This is a genomic window from Elusimicrobiaceae bacterium (assembly GCA_028700325.1).
Taxonomy (GTDB): Bacteria; Elusimicrobiota; Elusimicrobia; order Elusimicrobiales; family Elusimicrobiaceae; genus JAQVSV01.
In genome coordinates this window covers 1-15,212 of record JAQVSV010000019.1, presented here as the reverse complement: position 1 = coordinate 15,212, position 15,212 = coordinate 1, and the positions used below count along the sequence as shown (strand labels likewise).

Annotated in this window: 14 protein-coding genes; 3 read left to right on the top strand and 11 right to left on the bottom strand. The window is 57.8% G+C overall.

Annotation, left to right across the window (positions count from 1 at the left end; all coding sequences use genetic code 11):
* Positions 1 to 7: 7 nt before the first annotated feature.
* From PHW69_04175 to PHW69_04155, 5 genes are read right to left on the bottom strand one after another with little or no spacing between them, the layout of a single operon-like run.
* Positions 8 to 1,063: a tetratricopeptide repeat protein gene (locus PHW69_04175; GenBank protein MDD4004383.1), complete on the bottom strand. Its 1,056-nt coding sequence runs from the start codon at positions 1,061 to 1,063 to the stop codon at positions 8 to 10.
* A gap of 6 nt (positions 1,064 to 1,069) precedes the next feature.
* Positions 1,070 to 1,780, bottom strand: coding sequence for a hypothetical protein (locus PHW69_04170; GenBank protein MDD4004382.1), 711 nt, complete (start codon positions 1,778 to 1,780; stop codon positions 1,070 to 1,072).
* Positions 1,780 to 2,151 (bottom strand): response regulator, encoded by a 372-nt coding sequence (locus PHW69_04165; protein ID MDD4004381.1) that lies wholly within the window; start codon positions 2,149 to 2,151, stop codon positions 1,780 to 1,782. The genes PHW69_04170 and PHW69_04165 overlap by 1 nt, the downstream gene beginning before the upstream one ends.
* A gap of 3 nt (positions 2,152 to 2,154) precedes the next feature.
* Entirely contained in the window at positions 2,155 to 2,673 is a 519-nt protein-coding gene (locus tag PHW69_04160; protein MDD4004380.1) for a gamma carbonic anhydrase family protein, read from the bottom strand.
* Positions 2,670 to 3,734 (bottom strand): lysylphosphatidylglycerol synthase transmembrane domain-containing protein, encoded by a 1,065-nt coding sequence (locus PHW69_04155; GenBank protein ID MDD4004379.1) that lies wholly within the window; start codon positions 3,732 to 3,734, stop codon positions 2,670 to 2,672. Before PHW69_04155 ends, PHW69_04160 begins: the two co-directional genes overlap by 4 nt.
* Positions 3,735 to 3,797: 63 nt before the next feature.
* Between PHW69_04155 and uvrA the strand changes: the two genes are divergently transcribed.
* Both uvrA and PHW69_04145 read left to right on the top strand, forming a co-directional pair.
* Positions 3,798 to 6,647 (top strand): excinuclease ABC subunit UvrA, encoded by a 2,850-nt coding sequence (uvrA, locus tag PHW69_04150; GenBank protein MDD4004378.1) that lies wholly within the window; start codon positions 3,798 to 3,800, stop codon positions 6,645 to 6,647.
* Positions 6,631 to 8,247: a hypothetical protein gene (locus PHW69_04145; GenBank protein MDD4004377.1), complete on the top strand. Its 1,617-nt coding sequence runs from the start codon at positions 6,631 to 6,633 to the stop codon at positions 8,245 to 8,247. The genes uvrA and PHW69_04145 overlap by 17 nt, the downstream gene beginning before the upstream one ends.
* A gap of 4 nt (positions 8,248 to 8,251) precedes the next feature.
* Here the strand turns inward: PHW69_04145 and PHW69_04140 are convergent, their stop codons facing one another.
* Positions 8,252 to 9,199: a hypothetical protein gene (locus tag PHW69_04140; protein MDD4004376.1), complete on the bottom strand. Its 948-nt coding sequence runs from the start codon at positions 9,197 to 9,199 to the stop codon at positions 8,252 to 8,254.
* A 469-nt stretch (positions 9,200 to 9,668) separates the two neighbouring features.
* Here PHW69_04140 and PHW69_04135 point away from each other — a divergent pair, with 469 nt between their 5' ends.
* Positions 9,669 to 10,643: a lysylphosphatidylglycerol synthase transmembrane domain-containing protein gene (locus tag PHW69_04135; protein MDD4004375.1), complete on the top strand. Its 975-nt coding sequence runs from the start codon at positions 9,669 to 9,671 to the stop codon at positions 10,641 to 10,643.
* Here PHW69_04135 and PHW69_04130 read toward each other — a convergent pair.
* From PHW69_04130 to PHW69_04110, 5 genes are all read right to left on the bottom strand, one after another.
* Complete coding sequence (locus tag PHW69_04130) at positions 10,640 to 11,941, bottom strand: MFS transporter (GenBank protein MDD4004374.1); 1,302 nt, start codon at positions 11,939 to 11,941, stop codon at positions 10,640 to 10,642. The two genes, PHW69_04135 and PHW69_04130, sit on opposite strands and share 4 nt — an antisense overlap.
* A 221-nt stretch (positions 11,942 to 12,162) precedes the next feature.
* Positions 12,163 to 12,882 carry an LPS export ABC transporter ATP-binding protein gene (lptB, locus tag PHW69_04125; protein MDD4004373.1) on the bottom strand — a complete coding sequence of 240 codons (720 nt, stop codon included), beginning with the start codon at positions 12,880 to 12,882 and terminating at the stop codon, positions 12,163 to 12,165.
* On the bottom strand, positions 12,857 to 13,627 hold the full coding sequence (locus tag PHW69_04120; protein ID MDD4004372.1) for an LptA/OstA family protein: 771 nt from the start codon (positions 13,625 to 13,627) through the stop codon (positions 12,857 to 12,859). The genes lptB and PHW69_04120 overlap by 26 nt, the downstream gene beginning before the upstream one ends.
* On the bottom strand, positions 13,624 to 14,157 hold the full coding sequence (gene lptC / locus PHW69_04115; GenBank protein MDD4004371.1) for an LPS export ABC transporter periplasmic protein LptC: 534 nt from the start codon (positions 14,155 to 14,157) through the stop codon (positions 13,624 to 13,626). The genes PHW69_04120 and lptC overlap by 4 nt, the downstream gene beginning before the upstream one ends.
* Entirely contained in the window at positions 14,150 to 15,145 is a 996-nt protein-coding gene (locus PHW69_04110; protein ID MDD4004370.1) for a KpsF/GutQ family sugar-phosphate isomerase, read from the bottom strand. Before PHW69_04110 ends, lptC begins: the two co-directional genes overlap by 8 nt.
* Positions 15,146 to 15,212 lie beyond the last annotated feature (67 nt).

Genomic DNA, 15,212 nt, shown 5'->3' with positions numbered 1-15,212 from the left:
TCCCTCTTTAAGTGAAAGACTCCAGATATGTATACAGGCCTTCTTTCTGCGCGGTTTTATAGGCCCGGTCAAACCGGGTCGCGGCCTGCCGGCGGTTGCCGAGCAGGTAATCGGCGCAAGCGAGTGAAAACTGGGTGAGCAGCTGGCCTCGTTTCTCGTCATATTTTGAAAACAGTTTTTCGGCCAGTTTGAACTGTTCGAACGCTTTTTTCAGTTCGCCCCGTTTAAGCAGAATGCTGCCCAGCCCCCATTTGACAAAGCCGAGATCCGGCTCGTCGTTGATCGAGGAATACAGCCGGTCGGCTTCGGTGTAGCGGGTGAAGGCTTCATCGTACACGCCTTTCTGGCGCAGCGCGTTGGCTAGCCCGCAGTTAACGTAGGCGCGGGCGAAAGTGTCGTCCGAATCTTTAAAAATAGTGTCCGCCAGGCGGTAGAACTTTTCAGAGTCGGCTATATTGCCCGCGATGCGCGAAGCGCCCGCCAGTCCGAAATAGGCGTAGCCCAGCGCGGTTTCGTCGCCGGTTTTTTTCGCCAGAGTGATTGCGCGGCTGAATTCATGCACCGCCAGGTCGAGCCGCCCCTGCAGCCGGTAAACCCCGCCGATGGCCCAGTGCACATAGCCCATACCCTGATAATCGCTGTTTGCCAGATAGGTGTTGAAAACGTCTTTCAGCCCGGAAAGCGACTGCTCGAATTCGCCCTGCGCCCGCAGCGCGAGCGCGGCTTCAAGCTCGGCCGCGACCAGCAGTTCGTCTATTTCAAGGTCGCGCGCGGCTTCGCCGGCTTTGACCGCGGCCTTGTAAGCCCGTTTTCCGCTGCCGAGCGTGCGCAGGCAGGCGGCCAGTCCCAGCAGCAGCCAGGCTTTGTTTTCGGGATCTTTTTCCGTAAGGCCTGCCTGCCGGTACCATTTGATGGCTTCGTCGAAGCGGCCCAGCATCCGCAGTGCATCCGCTGTCATGCGGGCGGTTGCGGCGCTGTGTGTTTTGAGTTTTGACAGGATTTCATACGCGAGCGACGGCTTGCCATCGTCTATAAACGCCTGCAATGCTTCCATGTTTTCCATAACGGCTCACTCCTCTGCAAGTTTCGCGCACATTTGCGTAAGCGGACAATCGGCGCAGTGCGGTTTTGGCCTGCAAAAATCTTTTCCCAGCGCTACTGTCAAAGCGTGGAACTCGTTGAAGATTTTCAGTTCCCGCGGCAGCGAGTTTTCGAAAAACCGTTTTGCCAGGTCATAATCGGCGTTTCTCAGCCAGCCCATTCTCCGGGCGAGGCGCAGGGTATAGGCATCCACCACGAAAGTAACGCGCTCTCCGGCGTAGAGCAGGATGGAATCCGCCGTTTCCGGCCCTATTCCCCACAGCGCAAGCAGTTCCGCGCGCACCGCGTCAAACGGCCCTCCGAGCCATTCCCCGACCCGTCCGCCGTGCCGCCGCACGACGTGTTCGGCGAAAATACGGAGTTTCTTTTCCTTCTGCGTGTAGTAGCCGGACGGCCGTATCAGTTCCCTGAGTTTTTCAGGCGGAGCGGCAAGAATCAGTTCCGCTGTCGCGCCGCCCGCCAGATTGAGGTTTATAATGGCCTTCTCAGCGTTTTTCCAGGTGGTGTTCTGGGTAAGTATCGCTCCTGCCGCCACTTCGAAACGTTCGCGCTCGGTTTTGAGATAAAATCCGCGGCGTTTATATTCCGGCCTGAATTTGCCGGCGGGCGTTACCGGCCACCAGCCTTGCGGCCCGAGCGAAGAAATCAGCGCGGCATAAATGCGGTAAGGCCCGTTCACTATAGAAATTTCAGAATCTCGTCAATTATGCTGTCGAGGTCGTAGGGCTTTGCGATGAAATGATCGGCCCCGGCCTGTTTGGCGCGGTCCACCTGTTCCGGCTTGGAAAGGGTGGACATGATCACCACGGGTATTTTCCATGTGGCGTTATCGGTTTTCAGCTGGCGGCAGACTTCATAGCCGCTCAGCTTGGGCAGCATCAGGTCCAGCAGGACAAGATCCGGTTTTTCCCGGCGGACAGTTTCAACGCCGGTTATTCCGTCTTTGGCGAGCAGCACTTCATGGCCCTTAAGCCGCAGTACGCCTGCCAGCGCGACCGCCAGTTCCTTGGAGTCTTCAATCAGAACGATTTTTTTGCGAGAGTCAGTCATAATTCAGTCTATCCTTTTGCAGGAGCCGGTAAATTCCGCGCCCAGTTTCAGATACGCCTGCGCGGCGCGCACCAGTCCGGTCAATTCGTCCGGCCGCAGTTCGCGCATGACCTTGCCGGGCACCCCGCGCACCAGACTGCGGGGCGGAATCCGGTTGCCGGGCGTGATGACTGCCCCGGCCGCGATAAGACAATCCTCCCCGATTTCGCTTTCCATCACCACCGCGCCCATGCCGATAAGGCAGCGGTCACCGATTTTCGAGCCGTGCACCACCGCGCCGTGCCCGACGGTAACGTATTCTCCTATGGCGGTGTCGGCATCAAGATCCACATGGACGGTGCAGTTATCCTGCACGCTGGAGCCTTTGCCTATGGTGATGCCGGCCACGTCGCCGCGCAGAGCGGCGCACGGCCATACGGAAGCCGATTCGGCTATTTTAACCCGCCCTATTATGACGGAGGTTTCATGTATGTACGCCTTTTCCGAGATGTCGGGTTTTACGCCCGCCAGTTCGTAAATCATTTGGCTGCTCCTTTGATGATGTTTAGCTCCGCTTCTTTTTCTTCGGCCAGATCAAGCGGCTCCGAGAGTTTCAGCCCCCAGTAAATGAAAATGCTTAAAAACGACGGCACCACATAATACGCCACGCGGAAAATAAGGCAGGCCACAAACGCCTCGTTCCAGTCTATTCCCATATTGGCGTAAATGGCCGACATCGTCAGTTCCATCGCGCCCAGCCCGCTCGGCAGCACCGGAATAAGCGTGGTCACCATTCCGAGCGCGAAACCCGCCACCAGACTGCCGACCGGCATTTTTATTCCGACCGCCAGAAACCCCATGTAAAGCACCAGTATCGAAAAAACCCAGTCGCCGCAGATGCAGAGGATCGCGACGGTGAACTTTGATTTTTTGGAGTGTATCATCAGGATACCCTCCTCCAGCTGGGTTTCAAAGGAAATGAAACTTTCCTTCGGTATGAGCGGGCCGGAGAAGAAATATATTATATGGTTCAGCCCGTGCCAGAGCGCGCGGATCCATTTATAGCGGAACTCATGGTCGAAAAACGCTTTTGCGAACCCGAAGCATATTCCCAGCAGCATGAGCGCGCCCGCCACACCCTCCACCATTTCATGTTTGGATCCGCCCGATTTGATCAGCAGCAGCACCGTGCCCATCATGATGATGACCGCCAGAATGAAATACATCAGCACGCTTATCACCACGCTGGTGGTGACGCTCTGCGCGAACGGCACGCCGCGTTTCCGGAGCAGGTGCGCCCGGAGCGCGAACCCGCTGACTCCCATCGAGGAAACCACATAGTTTATCGTGGTGGACACAAAGGCTATGCTTATCACCGCGCCCAGCTGGATGCGGTAGCCCAGCAGCCGCAGCACTTCCCACAGCGACAGCCCCACGAACACATAAGTGCCCGCCGAGGCCAGCATGGCCCACAGCAGGTACTTCGGGCGCACGTCCGCGAGCACTTTGACGAAATCATTGTATCCGTCGCATACGAGATACGCCACGACCGTGAAAGTCGCCAGAATGCTCAGAACGACGGGAACAAGCTTTTTTGTGTTCATGCGGCGCCTCGGCTAAATTGCTAGAATCATATTATACAAATGTTATGAAAGGCGACAATGGCTATGGACAACATCATAATTCGTGGAGCACGCCAGCATAATCTCAAAAACATCTCGCTGAGCATTCCGCGTGACAGGATGACGGTCATTACCGGGCTGTCGGGCTCAGGCAAGAGCAGTCTGGCGTTCGATACCATTTATGCCGAGGGCCAGCGCCGGTATGTCGAAAGCCTGTCGGCTTATGCGCGGCAGTTTCTGGGGCTGATGGAAAAGCCGGATGTGGATCATATCGAGGGGCTGTCGCCCGCGATTTCCATAGAGCAGCGCAACCCTTCCCGCAATCCGCGGTCCACCGTCGCCACGGTTACGGAAATTTACGATTATTTCCGCCTGCTTTTCGCGCGGGCGGGCCGCCCGCAATGCCCGAAATGCGGCCGCGCCATAGAAACGTGGTCGGCGCAGGGCATTGTGCAGGATATCCTTGCGCGGTTTGCCGGCCGCGCCGTTTATATTTTCGCGCCGGTCATACGCGGACGCAAAGGGTCTTATGAAGAGGTTTTTTCGAAATACAGGAAGGCGGGTTTCATAAAAGCGCGAGTTGACGGCGTTATCTGCGAGCTTGCCTCGCCGCCCGTTCTGGCGCGCTACAAAAAACATGACATTGAGCTTCTTGTTGACGACCTGGCGGTAGAACCCGCCGACCGGGAACGTCTCGCCGATTCCGTGGAGGCGGCTGTCCGCCATTGCGGCGGGCTGGTCATGATTGAAGCGCGCGCCGGCGGCAAAAAGGCCGCCTCGGCCACTTACAGCGAAAGCAGCGCCTGCGCGCATTGCGGCATAAGCTTCCCGGAACTGGAACCGCGCCTGTTTTCGTTTAATTCGCCGCACGGAGCGTGCCCGGCCTGCACCGGGCTGGGCGTAAAGATGGAAGCGGCGGAAGATCTTGTGATCCCCGATCCGGGCCTTTCCATTGACGAAGGCGCGCTCGCCGCCTGGGCCAGCCCGGTAACCACCAGAACCCACCGCTGGACTTCGTCGTGGTCCTCTTACTATATGGAGATTTTGAAGGATGTCTGCGAGCGCGAACATATCCCGACCGACGTGCCGTGGAACAAGCTGTCGAAAACCGAACGCGGCATCATCCTTTACGGCGGGGGGCAGTACCGGGTGTCATGGGCCAGCAAGGATAAGAACTTCGAGGGGGTCATAGGCAATCTGCGCCGGCGGTACGAGGAAACGGAGTCGGAGTTCGTGCGCGAGGAAATTTTCAGCCGGTTCATGCGCGAAACCACCTGCGCCGTCTGCGGCGGAGCGCGGCTGAAGCCGGAAGCCCTGTCGGTTCTGGTCGGGGGAAAAAATATCGCCGAAGTGACCGCGCTGTCGGTTGACGACTGTCTGGGGTTTTTCAAAACGCTCAGGCTGGATGACAGGGAACTGCTGATCGCGCGCCAGATTCTCAAGGAAATAAACGCGCGGATCGGTTTTCTGGCCAACGTGGGGCTTAACTATCTGACACTGGACCGCAGGTCGGAAAGCCTGTCCGGCGGCGAGGCGCAGCGCATCCATCTGGCCACCCAGATCGGCTCCGGGCTTACGGGCGTGCTGTATGTGCTTGATGAGCCGACCATAGGGCTTCACTCTCGCGACAACCGCCGTTTGCTGGACACCCTTAAAACCCTGCGCGACAGCGGCAACACTCTCGTGATCGTGGAGCATGACGAGGAAACCATCCGCGAGGCCGATCACATAGTTGATCTCGGGCCGGGCGCCGGCGAATACGGCGGCGAAATCATCGCCGAAGGTTCGCTTGAGAAAATTCTTAAAAGCAAAAAATCGCTTACGGCCGCCTATCTGAACGGCGCCTGTAAAATACCCGTTCCGGCTTTCGTCAGGCCGGGACACGGGCGCGCGCTCAGGATACGCGGCGCCCGGCAGTTCAATCTGAAAAACATAGACGTGGAAATTCCGCTCGGCAAGCTGGTGTGCGTGACCGGCGTGTCCGGCTCCGGCAAAAGCACGCTTGTGCATGAGATTTTGTACAAAGCGCTCGCTCGCGAGCTTAACGGCGCCAAGGATATTGCCGGCAAGCATGACACTATATCCGGGATGGACAAAATCAACAAGGTGATTATCGTTGATCAGTCGCCGATCGGGCGGACTCCCCGGTCGAATCCGGCCACCTATACCGGCGTTTTCACCGAAATCCGCCAGCTGTTCGCCAAACTGCCGGAGGCGCGCCGCCGGGGGTTTGAGGCGGGCCGGTTTTCGTTCAATGTCAAAGGCGGCCGGTGCGAAAAGTGCCAGGGCGACGGCATCATAAAAATCCAGATGCAGTTTCTGCCGGATATTTATGTAAAATGCGAGGAATGCGGCGGGAGGCGGTTTAACGAAGACACGCTGAGCGTGAAGTATAAAGGCCACAGCATTTCCGACGTGCTGGAAATGAGCGTCAGCCGCGCGCTGGAAATCATGAGTCCGCTTCCCAGGATCGCGGGCGTGCTTAAAACGCTTGAGGATGTGGGGCTGGGTTACATAAAACTGGGCCAGAGCGCGACTACGCTGTCCGGCGGCGAGGCCCAGCGCGTGAAACTGGCCACCGAGCTGAGCCGCCGCGCCACGGGCCGCACGCTGTATATTCTGGACGAGCCGACCACCGGCCTGCATTTCGCCGACATTGACAAGCTGCTTGGCGTTCTGCACCGGCTGGCGGACGCGGGCAACACCGTGCTTATCATCGAGCATAATCTTGACGTGATCAAAACCGCCGACCATATTATTGATATGGGCCCGGAAGGCGGCGACAAGGGCGGTTTTATAGTGGCAACCGGCACGCCGCGCGAAGTGGCCGGGGTGAAGCGGTCCTATACCGGGCAGTATTTAAAGGAAATTTTCGCCGATGAAAAAGTTGCTTAAAAGGCTGGACGAGCTGGCCCTCTCGGCAGAACGGATACCCGGGCTGTTTTACGCGCTTTTGTTTTCCGCGGTTTTTCTGCTGTGCCGTGACGGGCTGGTTGTGGGGTTTACCGGGCTTGGCGCGAAAATTCTGCGCGCGGTTCCGAACGAATTCGGCTCGCTGGTCCGGGAGGGCGGTTTTGTGCCGGCGCTGCTGCTGACTTTCGTGAAAACCCATTCGGAGTCCTCTCTTTTAAGCATCCGTTCACTGCTGCTTGCTGTTCATGCCGCGAATGTGCTGGCGTTTTACGCTGTGGCGCGCGGGCTGTTCGGGTTCGGTGCACGGCTGGGGCTGGCGGCCGCGGCGGTGTTCGCGTTTTCGCCGGTGAATACGGTCGCGGCGCTGCAGCCGCTTAATCTGGGTGTTGAACTGGCTGTGTTTATTGCTTTGGCGGGCGCGCTGATTTATGCCCGGGCGCGTTATAAAGGCGTATTGCTTTTTTGCGGCGCGGCGGCGTTGCTCTGTTCTTCGGCTGGCGTTATGGTGTTTGTGCTTTTCCCGCTGCTGCCGGCTATTGAGGGCGGCAGTAAAGGCGGATCAGGCATGGATTTGCGGACCGGGCTGCGCTATATCGGCGTCTGGGCGGCGGCGCTGGCGCTTTTGCAGGCTGCGCGGCTGGTGTATTCACTGGATGTTATCGGTTTTTTTGAGTTTCTCAAACGGCTGATGGGCGGGTTTGCCCTGTCGCTGCCGGCGGCATTGTGGCCGCCCGTGTCAACGCTTCTGTTCCCGTCAGTGTCCGTTATAGCGCGGGTCGCAGGCGTTTTAACGGCGCTTGCTGCGCTGGCGGCGGTGACGGCCGGAGTTTGCAAGGACAGGGCGCAGCGTCCGCTTCTGCTCGTTCCGCTTGCCTTTCTGGTGTCTTACGCAACCGGCTGGACCTGCGGGCCGAACCCGGAGATAGAAGTGTTCTCCTATTACGGAGTTGCCGCGGCGGTTGCCCTGCCGGTTTTTTTGTGGCTGCGCGACTTGTTCCTGCAGCGCGGCCTGTCGCGCGTGGTCAGGCCGGTTTGCGCGGGCATGCTGGCTGTATTTTTAATTTATTCCGCTATGGCGTTCGGGTCGGCCGGGGATGTGTTTTTCAATGAAAGCAAATATCTGGCTTCTTTGTGCGGCCAGTATCCGTTCCGCGATAACTGCAACAGTTACGCCGCCGAGCAGATCAATGATGGCAAAACGGAGCAGGCTTTGCGGGTTTTGCTGGATTCGCGCGGCAGTCTGGGCAGCCGCGCCGCGCGGTTTGACACTGTGATCCTTACAGGGCAGGCTTACCTGCTTTCGGGCCATTATGCCAAAGCGGAAAAATATTTTCGCGGCGCGCTTAACAGAATGCCGGACGATGTGAGCGCGGCGGAAGGACTGGCTTTTCTTTATAAGCGCAGGAAGCTGTACGGCAACTCGGTGGCTGTGCTGGACGGCAGTATGGCGGCGGGCTCCGCCGGGCCTGACCTGCTGTACCGCAAAGGGCTTGTGCTGCTGGAAGCCAGGAATTATGACGCGGGTTTCGCTGCGCTGCGCAGCGCCTGCGGCTTGAACAGCGACTATTGCCTGTTCCGGTAATCCGTCAGTTTCCGCCCGGGGCATGGAATGCGGGTTTCGAGTTCTGCGAGAACCCGTCGAAATCGGTGCGGAAAGGCTTGAATTCGGACGAACTGAAAGTGTTGCCGCCGGCCGCGTTTTTCTTTTTGAAAGCGTTTATCCATTCGTGCCAGGCTTCTTCGAATTCAGCCATGTTGCGGTAGCGGTAGCTGGTGCGCAGCGCGGTTTCGACCGGTGTTTGCTCGCGCAGCGCGGCGGCGAGCTCGGCGAACTGGAACTTCTTGTCCGGCTGGTTGAGAAATTTCACCATCGAGAACGCTTCCATATACCACAGCGAGGCGGCTTCGCTGGAAGTGTCGGTTCCGGCTTTGGAATAAAGCATCTGGTCGGGCGGCATGAATTTGGAGGCTTTGAAATACTCCAGACTGCTTGACCAGGCTTCGCCGTCGGACACGCTGTCCTCCACCAAAGTGGCCATGCCTTCGTTGAACCAGTCGGGAATAGGCAGCTGGCGCTTGTTTTTCTCGAAATAGTGATGCAGAATGATGTGGGTGGATTCGTGCGCTATGGTGTTGCGCAGTTTGGCGGGGTCTTTCATGTCGTAAATCAGTATCGTGCGTTCCGCGCCGCCGTAAATCGCCAGCGCCTGCGCCCAGGCCGGGGGATTGCGGTCCGACGAGAGAAAAGATTTTTTTGACTTGTAGATATAGACTTTTATCTTGTCGTTGTCGCGGAACGCCGCGAAGGACGAAAGGTTCATCCGCAGTTTGGAATAGATCCGCTCCAGATCCAGCACAATGCCGGACGGCGGCCAATTCGCCTCATAATACACGTCATAGTGGCTCGACGACAGCGTATGCCAGCTGATGCCGTCAAAATTATCCGCCTGGACGGGGCTTTTAGCCGCGCAAAACGCTGCCGGCGCGCTTAATGAAGCGAGCAGTAGCAGGCGGAAGAAGCATTTGCCGGTCATCAGCATTAGTATACCAGATCCCCGGCGTCATTTACAGCTCTGTCTTATATTGCCGGCCCCGGCCTGACGGCAAATTTTCCGTGCGGCAAAAAGCGAAACGCTGCTGCAGGTTTAACGGAAGCGGTTTATGCGGGCGGCTGTTCGGAACGTCCGCTGACTGCCGCAAGCGCATCAGTATTGCAGCGGATTATTTCAGACGGGGCCATTGCCGTCCGGTAACGTTCCTCCTTTATGAACCGCGATTCCGCTGGCGTGAGCGCCCCTGCAGGCGCAAGGCAAGAGCCGGCCACTCTGTTTTACGGGCAGTTCACACCAGGCGAATATAGGGTTGCCGTCAGCGTAAAACAATCTCCATAACCGGAGTAACGGCGCTGACAGGGTGACACGCTTTCCCATGATTTAATATAGTATGGAAGACGGGTTTTCCGAACCGGCAGCGTTTTTTCCTCTTGGTGTACGGAGCGTTTTTATGCGTAAATTTGAAATTGTACTGCTGGCCGCCGGCGCGGTGATGCTGGCGGTTATTTTGCGGCAGATGGATTTCGGGCTGGTGCGCGCTTCGATAAGTGCTGTCGGTGCGGGTTTTGCGCTGGTTTTCTTTCAGGAAATAGTCGCGTTTCTGCTAAACACGCTAGGCTGGAAATTTTCATTCACGCCGGAGATGGATCGCCGGGTGAAATTTTCCACCATGTTAAAAATTCGCGTTGCGGGCGACGGAGTGAATTATCTCACTCCGTCGGCCACGCTGGCGGGCGAATGGTCGCGCGCGATCATGCTGGGGGGGGAACACGCGCTGTCGGAGCGGTTGTCATCCGTTGCGCTCGCTAAAATCACGCAGGCGCTGGCTATGGTCATTACGTCGCTGGCGGGGATTGTGTGGGCTTTGCGCCGGGGGCTGGACATGCAGGGCCTGAGCGGCATGATAAAAGGCGGCGGCTGGCTTCTGGCGGGCATTATAGGCCTGATAGTGGTTATGGAAATCCGCGGCGGGGCCATGAAAAAGAAAGAACCGCAGACGGAGGCGGAACCGGAGCGTAAAAAAACCGTCTGGGAACATCTTAAAAGCGTGGATCGTGAAATTGCCGTGTTCGTGCGCGAGTATCCGGGCCGGTTCGCCGTTTCCACCTTCTTTTTCCTGCTCGCTTATTTATGGGGCGCGGTGGAAGCGTATATGATCTGTCTGTTTCTGGGTGTTCCGGTCAGCCCGGAAACCGCGATGCTTATAGAACTGCTTTCAGTGTTTATGGACGGTATTTTCTTTGCCGTGCCCGGCAAGGCCGGCACGCAGGAAGCCACTAAAACCGCTATTTTCGCGGTGCTCGGCATGAAGCCTGCGCTGGGTTTTTCGTTCGCGATAGTGCGTCATCTGCGGGAAATCCTGTGGGCTGTGATCGGGTTCTATCTGTATTACCGGCATACTTCACTGGGCGCAAAGCGGGGCTAGAGCGCGGGTTCCTGCGGGTCTTCCGGCGGGTACTCCGCCAGTTTGTTACCCGGCGGGAGTTTTTCCGGCAGCGGCGAGAGCCGGCCCGCTTTTTCAAGCGCGTTTATCCGGTTTTTGAAAATCCTGCCCGCCGCCAGACAGATCAGTCCGCCAATCAGCAGCGTGTATTTCACGCCTATTTTCTGCGCCATCGTGCCCGCATAAAGGCTGCCGAACGGCGCAAGCCCCAGAAACGACATGCTGTAAAACGCCATCACGCGCCCGCGCATGTGATCCTGCGAGATTGTCTGCAGGGTGGTGTTGCTGGCGGCAATCTGCGTCATCATGGCCATGCCCGTTATCGGTATTATCAGAAGCGCCGAGTGGCAGGAACCCGCCACCGCTATAGCCGCCAGACTTGTGCCGAACACCGCCGCCGCGCCGGGAATAAGCGCCATGAAGTTTGCGGTGCTTTTTTGCGCCGCGAAACCCGCCGCCGCGACAAGCGAACCCGCGCCCATCGCGCCCATCAGCAGGCCCAGCGTGCGCGGGCCGGTGCCAAGCACTTCTTTCACATAAACCGGCAGCAGTACCTGAAACGACATGCCGAACAGGCTTATTGCGCCCAGCAGCAGGATTATATGCAGGAGCGGCGGCGTGGCGGTCAGGTAACGCAGACCCTCCCGCAGTTCCGACAGGACTTTCTTTGTCGCGTGTTTCCGCTCCGGCGGCACGGTGTCAAGCGCTCTTAGCGACCATAAGACCGCGATAAAGCTTATTCCGTTAAAAAGAAAACACAGACCTTCGCCGAATTTCGCCACAATAACGCCCGCCAGCGCCGGCCCGATGATGCGCGTCACATTCACTATTGACGAGTTCAGCGCGATCGCGTTGCTCAAATCCTGCTTGCCGCCCAGCATTTCCACAACGTAAGCCTGGCGTACCGGCATATCAAACGCGTTTACCAGCCCCAGCACCATGCCCAGACACATAATGTGCCACACCTGTATCGTGCCGCTTAACACCAGCGCGGCCAGCAGGAACGCGTGGAGCATGGCGACCGTCTGCACTTGCAGGAGGATTTTGCGCTTGTCGTAGCGGTCGGCCATGACGCCGGCTATCGGCGCGAGTATGAACGTGGGCAGCTGCCCTATGAACCCGACCGCGCCCAGCAGGAATGCCGAACCCGTCATGCGGTAAATCAGCCAGCTCAGCGCCAGCTGCTGCATCCAGGTGCCGGTGAGCGAAACGGCCTGTCCGCCCATGAAAATTCTGTAGTTGCGGTGTTTGAGCGCGCGCAGAACGTGTGGCAAACGCATACTGATATTCTAGCACAACAAACGAACCCGCGCGGTGACGCCGGATAGATGATGCGAAAATGGGGGTTAAGGCATAATCGGATTTTTTTCCGCGCTTTCGGATTCCATGCGCACAAACAGGTTTTTCGGAAATTTTTATGCGGCTGCAATCCTCAAACTGTACTAGTGCTTTAAGCAGGGCGCCAATAGCCCTGCGTGCAATGCAACGAAAGAGTTGGCAATTACATTTTAAAGTCTTCGCCAAGGTACAGCTTGCGGGCCTGTTCGTTGTTCAGGAGATCGTCCTGCTTGCCGTCAATGAGGATGGTGCCGTCGTGGATCATGTAGGCCCGCTCGGTAAGGGTCAGCGTTTCGCGCACGTTATGGTCGGTTATCAGCACGCCGATGCCTTTGTCGCGCAGTTTGAAAAGGGTTTTGCGCAGGTCGCTTACGGTAATCGGGTCAATGCCGACAAACGGCTCGTCAAGCAGGATTATTTTTGGTTCGTTGATCATCGCGCGCGCCACTTCCAGCCGGCGTTTCTCGCCGCCTGAAAGCGTCCACGCTTTCTGCTTGCGAAGGCCCCACAGCCCGAACTCGTCGAGCAGGGTTTTCACTTTTCGCAGCTGCTCATAGCGCGATTTTAAAATGCGTTCCAGCACCGCCAGCAGATTCTCCTCCACGCTCAGGCCCCTGAAAATAGTCGGCTCCTGCGCCAGATACCCAAGCCCCAGCCGCGCGCGTTCGTGCATGGGCAGCGCGGTCACGTCTTTGCCGTCAATGAGGATTTTGCCCCCGTCCGGTTTTACAAAACCGACCATCATGTAAAAACTGGTTGTCTTGCCCGCGCCGTTGGGGCCGAGCAGGCCCACAATCTCGCCGGAATTTACGCGGATGCTTACGCCTTTCACCACGCGGCGGTGGCGGTAAACTTTTTCAATGTTCTCTGACCGTAGTTCCATATTCTCTGTATACCTCGGTGGACGTGCGCAGCCAGCCGCTTATGTCGCCTTCGAATTTTATGTTTTCGTAGAAATTGCTGGCCGACGCGCTGGATCCGGTTATGGCGAAATCGTAGGTTTTGTAGCTGCCCCATATTACCGGGTTGCCGTACAGCTCGAAGGTGTCGCTGGAGTAGTCGTACAGCGCGTTTTTGCTCAGCGTGGTGATGCCGTTGCCTTCAATCTCGGCGTCGCCTGTCAGCAGAAAAGTTTGGGTTTTGCCGTTGAAAATCACGGTGTCGGAAAACGTTTTAAGCGTTCCTTTTTTCACGTCGTTATGGGTGAGCGAAACCTTCTCCCCTGCGGCGGGCCACAGCTGCGCCTTTTCGTCGCGCATGCTGTACAGTGTCCGGGCGGCTTTCGCCAGCGAGGTGTTGCCGTTGGGCCAGAACCGCTCGCCGTTTACGCCGCCGCTGGCGCGAACCAGCCCGCTGGCCCGGTCCACTTCCGCGTAATCGGCTTTCAACCGGTAATCCGGGTTGGTGTAGCTTACGCTGCCTTTAAAGACTTCCACGCCTTTTGTCCGGTACATTTTCCAGTAGTCGCTTTTCACAACCCCGCCCAGAACCGGCGGGAAGCTCGGTTTTTCGATTCCCGGAGGCGTCTTTTTTCTGCCGGCCGGTTCGCCCGCCGCGCATAAAAAGCACTGACCCGCCATCACGACAGACAGGCACAGCATGGTTTTAAAACGCGGGAGCTTATTCATTTTTTTGCGATATCCGCCGGGTTGATGCCTTCAGGCAGGCTGGTTTCCTGTTTCTTGATTTCTATTTCCGCTAGATCCGATCGGGCGGAAAAGCCCTGCCCCCGGATTTTCACGCCGCTCTGAACAAGGGTGATGGGACTGTCTGTCCAGATCCGGTCGCCGGGGATGTCGAAATCCAGCCGGCTGGTTTTCAGCGACACTTTTTCCTTTTCGGAAACGCCGTTGACGTTTTCCAGCAGCGTGACTATCTTTTTTGCGATATCCATACTGCCTTTGTCTGATTTGATGTGCGCCGACAGTTTGCCGTTCTTGCGGATTTCCACTTCGGGCGACAGCAGTTCCGCCGATTCGGTCGCGTCATCAAGCAGCGCCCGTTTCGCGGTAACCATCCATTCGGTCCGGCCAGACCGGAACTCATACATTTTAAGGCCCCGTATCTCCTGCGTCAGCGTGCCGGACGAGCTGCCGCCGGACGTGTCCATGCAGCCCGCGCACAGCAGAACCGGCGCAATAAAAAGCAGTTTACGCATCATTATCTTTCATCGGGATGACTGCCAGCACGTCCCGCTCGTCCAGAAGCGCGAGCGGCCGGCATCTGCCGTCCACCACCGGTATGTTGTCGCCTTTTGAGCGCAGTATCTCCGCCGCGTCGGCGGCCATGGTGGCGGGTGTCACTGTAACCGGGTTGTGAGTCATGACCGCATTCAGCGGTTTTTCCAGCAAATCCTGTTCTTTCTGGAGCCAGCGGCGCAGATCGCCGTCGGTAAAAAAGCCCGACAGCCTGCCTTTTGCGTCCACCGCCATTACCGCGCCGGTGCGGGCCTGTGTCATGACCAGAAGCGCGGCGCGCACGGTTTCATTGTCGCGGATCACGGGGTTTGGAAGGCCGTTTTTTATTAGATCGGCCACTTTCAGGGTCAGAATCCTGCCCAGCGAGCCGCCGGGATGCAGGCGCGCAAAATCGGTTTTCCCGAAGTTTTTAAGCTTCATCAGGGTTATCGCCAGCGCGTCGCCGACAGCCAGCATGGCGGTTGTTGACGCGGTCGGCGCGGAATTGATGGGGCAGGCTTCCCGTTTCACCGTGGCTGCAATTGCGATGTCCGCCAGGCGGGCGAGCGAGGAAGCGCGGTTGCCGGTGACGGCTATGGTTTTCAGGCCCAGTTCCTTCAGCGCGGGCACCAGTTCCACAACCTCCGAGGTCTCGCCCGAATACGACAGCACGATAATCACATCGCCTTTCGCCAGCATGCCCAGATCGCCGTGCAGGCACTCGACCGGGTGCACGAACACGGCAGGCGTGCCGGTGGAGGCCAGCGTGGCGGCAATTTTGCGCGCGATCAGCCCGCTTTTGCCGATGCCGATGACCGCAGCCCTGCCGTGACACTCCAGAATCAGTTCCGCCGCTTTTACAAACGACTCATCCAGCCGTTTTGAAAGACTCAAAACAGCCTGTCCCTCGATTTCCATGACTCTGCGCGCGATCCGCAGGATCTGGTCCCGGCGTTCGGATCCGGTCATCCTATTTCTTCGCCGGGGCCGGCTTGTCCGCCGGCTTGCCGGCCGGGGGAAGTTGCCGGGACGCCGC

Coding starts and splice junctions, on each gene's coding strand:
- PHW69_04110 (MDD4004370.1), bottom strand. CDS start 15,145: ATGACCGGATCCGAACGCCGGGACCAGATCCTGCGGATCGCGCGCAGA.
- PHW69_04135 (MDD4004375.1), top strand. CDS start 9,669: ATGCGTAAATTTGAAATTGTACTGCTGGCCGCCGGCGCGGTGATGCTG.
- PHW69_04120 (MDD4004372.1), bottom strand. CDS start 13,627: ATGAATAAGCTCCCGCGTTTTAAAACCATGCTGTGCCTGTCTGTCGTG.
- lptB (MDD4004373.1), bottom strand. CDS start 12,882: ATGGAACTACGGTCAGAGAACATTGAAAAAGTTTACCGCCACCGCCGC.
- PHW69_04160 (MDD4004380.1), bottom strand. CDS start 2,673: ATGATTTACGAACTGGCGGGCGTAAAACCCGACATCTCGGAAAAGGCG.
- PHW69_04175 (MDD4004383.1), bottom strand. CDS start 1,063: ATGGAAAACATGGAAGCATTGCAGGCGTTTATAGACGATGGCAAGCCG.
- PHW69_04155 (MDD4004379.1), bottom strand. CDS start 3,734: ATGAACACAAAAAAGCTTGTTCCCGTCGTTCTGAGCATTCTGGCGACT.
- PHW69_04130 (MDD4004374.1), bottom strand. CDS start 11,941: ATGCGTTTGCCACACGTTCTGCGCGCGCTCAAACACCGCAACTACAGA.
- PHW69_04140 (MDD4004376.1), bottom strand. CDS start 9,199: ATGACCGGCAAATGCTTCTTCCGCCTGCTACTGCTCGCTTCATTAAGC.
- uvrA (MDD4004378.1), top strand. CDS start 3,798: ATGGACAACATCATAATTCGTGGAGCACGCCAGCATAATCTCAAAAAC.
- PHW69_04165 (MDD4004381.1), bottom strand. CDS start 2,151: ATGACTGACTCTCGCAAAAAAATCGTTCTGATTGAAGACTCCAAGGAA.
- PHW69_04145 (MDD4004377.1), top strand. CDS start 6,631: ATGAAAAAGTTGCTTAAAAGGCTGGACGAGCTGGCCCTCTCGGCAGAA.
- lptC (MDD4004371.1), bottom strand. CDS start 14,157: ATGCGTAAACTGCTTTTTATTGCGCCGGTTCTGCTGTGCGCGGGCTGC.